Origin of the sequence: Mesorhizobium sp. M7A.F.Ca.ET.027.03.2.1, assembly GCF_003999175.1 — a bacterium.
Taxonomy (GTDB): Bacteria; Pseudomonadota; Alphaproteobacteria; order Rhizobiales; family Rhizobiaceae; genus Mesorhizobium.
The window spans coordinates 1-4,911 of sequence record NZ_RZOM01000411.1; the positions used below are offsets into that span (position 1 = coordinate 1).

3 protein-coding genes are annotated in these 4,911 nt (G+C 61.6%); 1 reads left to right on the top strand and 2 read right to left on the bottom strand.

The window, feature by feature from the left end:
- Positions 1-69: 69 nt before the first annotated feature.
- Together EN750_RS18370 and EN750_RS18375 are read right to left on the bottom strand one after the other, a co-directional pair.
- Positions 70-750, bottom strand: a complete 681-nt coding sequence (locus EN750_RS18370; RefSeq protein ID WP_127380484.1) for a redoxin domain-containing protein — start codon at positions 748-750, stop codon at positions 70-72.
- A 19-nt stretch (positions 751-769) separates the two neighbouring features.
- Positions 770-4,066 carry an adenylate/guanylate cyclase domain-containing protein gene (locus EN750_RS18375; RefSeq protein ID WP_127397259.1) on the bottom strand — a complete coding sequence of 1,099 codons (3,297 nt, stop codon included), beginning with the start codon at positions 4,064-4,066 and terminating at the stop codon, positions 770-772.
- A 538-nt stretch (positions 4,067-4,604) separates the two neighbouring features.
- Here EN750_RS18375 and EN750_RS41510 point away from each other — a divergent pair.
- Positions 4,605-4,733 (top strand): hypothetical protein, encoded by a 129-nt coding sequence (locus EN750_RS41510; protein WP_281035284.1) that lies wholly within the window; start codon positions 4,605-4,607, stop codon positions 4,731-4,733.
- Positions 4,734-4,911: the final 178 nt, after the last annotated feature.

A 4,911-nucleotide genomic window follows, 5' to 3' on the forward strand; every position in this document is an offset into this window, starting at 1 on the left:
TGCCGGCGCTGGAGCGCACTGCATCTCAAGCCGCAAATTATTAACGTGAAGATTTGATCAAACGGGACCTCATTGGGCGACTTGCGACACAGCTGACATCAGTTCCTTCGGGTTGGGCGCCCCAAACATGTATCGCCCCCCCTCCGGAACCTCCGTGAAACTCCAGCGGACAATTCCCTGCCTGTCCAGCAGGAATTGACCGACCAATTGTCCGTGTCCTGTTGCGATCATCTGTTCGTCGGCTTCGGTCACTTCGTAAGGGTCCTTCCTATCGAGGATTTCGCTCGCTGCAAAAGGATCCATGGGACCGGGCAACTCGCCTGGTATGTCGACCCGCATATCCTTTGCTGCTGCCATCGAGACCTTGTACGGCCAGTTCGTCTCGTTTTGGGTGAATTCGAGATTGGGTAGTCCAAAAGCACGATGTGAAGCGCGTTCAGGGTCGGAGGCCGCAAGCAGGTTCGGCATCGGGTGGTAGCGGAAATAGAGACGCGCTCGTTCGATCGGCGTGTTGACCACCGTCAGGCTCTCCACGCCCCTTTCACGCAGCTCCGGATCAAGCCGCGCCTGGGCGGCGATGTGGCGCCGGCAGAAGGCACAATGCAGACCTCGAAACAGGCCGACCAGCACTGGTTTTTGCCCGCGAAAGTCATCGAGCGCGATCTTGCCTTCCTGGGTAATGGCGTCAAGCACCAGGTTCGGCGCACGGTCGCCCGGTTGAAGCGGTACCAAGTCACTAGGCGCGGACATTTCCAACCCCTAACCCCGGCTAGTCGAGAAAAGGCAGCACCACAAGCGCTTCCGGGTCGAGCCCGTGCTGGGCGCATATACCCTGCGCCAGGGAAAAGTAGCGTTCGGCCTCGGCCAGATTGTCGAGGTCCAGATTAAGCGTTGCGAGACCATCATAGCACGGAAAGAGCAGTTGGGGCTCGCCCATTTCGCGGGCGACGTCCAGTGCTTCGTGGAACAGGCCAACCGCCAGTTCAGGACGGCCATTGCACTGGTGGATCTGCCCAAGCACGATCAACGGCACCGGCAGGTGCTCGCGCTGGTCGAGCGCCCGGTCGATCTCGATAGCCTTCTCGGCGGCAGGCACGCCCTCCGTTGGACAGCGATCCGTGAAAGTACAACAAGCGACCGCCAGATTGGCGAGGAGGCGGGCCTGGAAACCCAGATCACCAATATGGCGCGCCACGTCCAGACCGCGCCGACAGACCTCCATCGCCTTTGCCGGATCGATAGTCGTGTAAAGCACGCCGAGATTGGTGTAGCCGCGGCAGGCCGCACCCAGCAGACCGGCGGCTTCGGCCAATTCAATGCTGCGCTCGACCTGGCCAACGGCTTCACGGTTTCGTCCGAGGCGAGCCAGCGCAACAGCCTTGGTATTAAGTGCCTCGGCGGTCACAAGAGTGGCATCGCGTCCTACGTCGGAAACATGCTCCGTCGTCAAAGTGCGTACGCAATCCAGCGCCGCGTCCGCCCATTTTGCCGCGAGGGAGTGATCTCCGCTCCGGAACGCCTGTCGGCCACGTTCTTGCCAGAGATGCGCCTGCTCGATCGGGGCATCCGCTCCATCGAGGAGCGCTGCCGCTTCAGCATAGCGGGATTCTGCGTTGTCCCGCTTGCCGACGTCCCAGAGCAGCCGACCGACCTTACGCAAAACGCGCGCCGAAGCGACACGATCTGCCGACTGGCGGTATGCCAGCAACACCGCCTCGTAGTGGTGGTGCGCGACCTGGCGGCGGCCTGCCGGGCCGCTCAGATCGGCAATGCGCTCTGCAATTGCCAGCTTGAGCGGTGTTTGCCCGATCGCACCCAATGCGGTCAGTGCTCGCTCATAGAAACGAAGGGCGTCATCGTTGGCGTATATCATGCGAGCGCGATCACCCGCCGCCTGCAGGCAATGCGCGCCCCTTTCCCGCTCGGCGCTCTGTGCGAAATGATGACCGAGCACCGCCAAATCCTCGAGCCGTTCCGGCTTGTCGCCGTACAGTTGCTCCAAGGCAGCACCGACCCGCCCGTGGATGTCGGTCCGGCGTTGCAGGAGCAGATTCTGGTAGATCACGTCCTGCAGCAATGTTTGCGTAAAGCGGTAGCTTTGCGACGAGCCCGAGCCAGATCCGGCAACTTCCTCGATGATTTCCGCATCGCAAAGCAGTTCGCAGCCGGCTTCTAGCCGGCCGGGGTCGGATGTAACGGTTTTCAGAAGGGTGGCATCGAAGCGCGGGCCAATTACCGCGGCTTCCTGGGCCAACCGGCGCACCTCTTGGGGCAACCGGTCGACCCGAGCAAGCAACATTGCCTGGATCGTGGCGGGAATGCCGGTTGCGACTTCGCCTGCCATAGTCCGCCATCGCTGGCCCTCGCGCATCAATACACCGCAATCGATAAGGCCGCGAACGATCTCCTCTAAAAAAAGCGGGTTGCCGCCCGAGCGCTCGAGGATCTGGCCGAGAAGCCCTCCTGCGGAGTTTACCCAGCTCTCGCCGAAAAGCGCCGCCAGCAGACTGCATCCGTCATCATTGTTGAGCGGCGAAAGCCTGAGCGCCGTGTGACTGACCCGATTTGAATCGAGTTGGTCGTTGTCCGGCGCTGGACGATGCGTGACCAGCAACATCAACCGTGTGCGTTCCAACCTGTCCATCACGAAACGCAGTGCCTCAAGTGACACGGCGTCGGCCCAGTGCAGGTCTTCCACGACAATCAACAGCGGCGACAACGCAAGCCGCCGTTCGATGATTGTGCGGACTGCGTAAAGAATTTGCCGCCGCAGTTGCTCGGGCTCGACATGCTGCAAGGTGGCATCGGGGTCGCCAAGGCCAAGCACATGGTAAAGCAAAGGCATCAGTCGCTTTGCCTCTTCGCCCTGCAGGCCGAGATCGGTAAGCAAGGCTGCGAGCTTCCCCCGTATTTCATCCCCATTGTCGTTCTGCATCATCCCCGCAGCGCTGCGCACAACTGCGTCCAAGGCGCCAAATGATTGTTCGCCCAGCGGTGAGCACGCGGCCTGCCGCACGGCGACGTTGCGAAAACGATCCTCGTCTCCGACGCGGGCGACGAACTCCTTCACCAGCCGCGATTTCCCGATACCGGCTTCTCCGACGAGGCGGACAAGTTGGGCCGAGCCGCCGCACGCCTGGTCAAGGCTCGCCAACATTCTATGAAGCTCCGCACCGCGACCAATCATCGGCGCGCTGAGGCCGAGCGCCTCGAGCCCACGTGCTGCACGCGGGGCCGCAAGCGGTGCATCCAGTCGATGGACGAGCACGCTGCCGGCCTTGCCGCGAAGCACGACATCGCCCAGCGACTCGTAAGAAAAGGCATGCCGGGTCAGCCTGTGAGTGAGTTCGCCTACCAGCACCTCACCCGGTGCGGCCAGCGATTGCAGGCGCTGCGCCGTATTCACGGTGTCGCCGGTCACCGAATAGGATTTGGCGGTGCCGATGCCCAATCCGCCAGTAACCACCGGACCGGTGTTTATGCCGATGTGGAGTAACAGAGGCGAGCCGGAGTGGGGGGTGCCTTCACCGAGCCGCGCCGTCCGGGCGATCATGTCGAGAGCGGCGCAAAGCGCACGTTCTGGGTCGTCTTCATGCGCCACGGGCGCACCGAACAAAGCGAGCAGCGCATCGCCGATGAATTTGTCGACGAAACCGCCAAAGTTTCGCACGGCCGCCGTCAATTCCTTGAACAGCGCGTTCTGCAGAGCTTGCATCACCTCGGGGTCGAGTTGTTCGCTGAGTGTCGTGAAGCCGCAAAGGTCGGCGAACAGGACCGTTACCGTCCGGCGATCGGCGTCAGAGACGGGATGCAGCCCATAGCTTTCGATGTTCGTAGGCAGCGACAGGATTCGAGAAGGCGGCACGATGGTCCCGCTTGGTTTCGGAACAGGCCGTTCGGCGGCTTTTGCGGACGCACCAAGGCTTGCCCCACATTTCGGACAGAACTCGAAGTCAGGTGCGCAGGGGTAGCCGCAGCTGGCGCATGGCACAGGCTGGCGCCTGCCACACTTCGGACAGAAGGCGTAACCGCCCCCAATCTCGAAACCGCAGCCCGAGCAGTCCATGGAAACCTCACCCGAGCATGATGCCGAAAAGTGTGAAGCGGTTTTCGGACCACATCCTGCTCTGTCTCTTTGACCTAGAGATGGATTCAGATTTCAGGTCGATTTGGCCTGCAATCATCCGGCTCTTGGGGCCATGACTCGTGATCTCGCCACGCCCTTCACGGCCAGGGTATTCACAATGATGAACCGATAGCCGTCAACCGGCAAGCGGCAGCAAATGGGCATCCGTGGGTCCGGTGGCGGAGCGTTGCCGATTCGGACGGCTGCTTGGCCGTCGTTGCGACGTTCTCTCTTCGCCCCTCCGTCTTCCTGCTATCATGGAGATGAGGAGACGGACTTTGAGCGAGAATCGCAGACTAGTCGCAATCCTGGCTGCAGATGTGGTTGGATACAGCCGGTCGCCAGCGCGGACGAAGATTCGCCTCGCGTCTGGAGGGCGTCGCGGCGCCCGGCGCCATCTGCCTGTCCGAGAACGCCTATCGCTAGGTCAAGGCGAGTCTCGACCTCTCGGTCAGCGATCTCGGCACGCGTGGGCGGCATGGCAGGAACTGCTCGCGTCAATCCTGACTATTCGCTGGAATACCGTCGCAAAGTCTTGCCTTACAAGAACCATGCCGATTTCGAACTCATGATCGACGGGCTCCGCAAGGCCGGAATAGTGCAATGACAAATGAGGGCATGCGGTCGGATCAGACGCCAAAGGCTCGGCCGATCTTGCGCCATCGGGCGTTTTCACGAACCAGTTTCAGGTCGTCGGTCGTCTCGGCAAAAGTGTGCGAACGGTAGTGCCCGAGCAGGTCAGGAAACAGCCTCCCTGCCGGCAGGCCGGCAACCTGTTCGCGGAC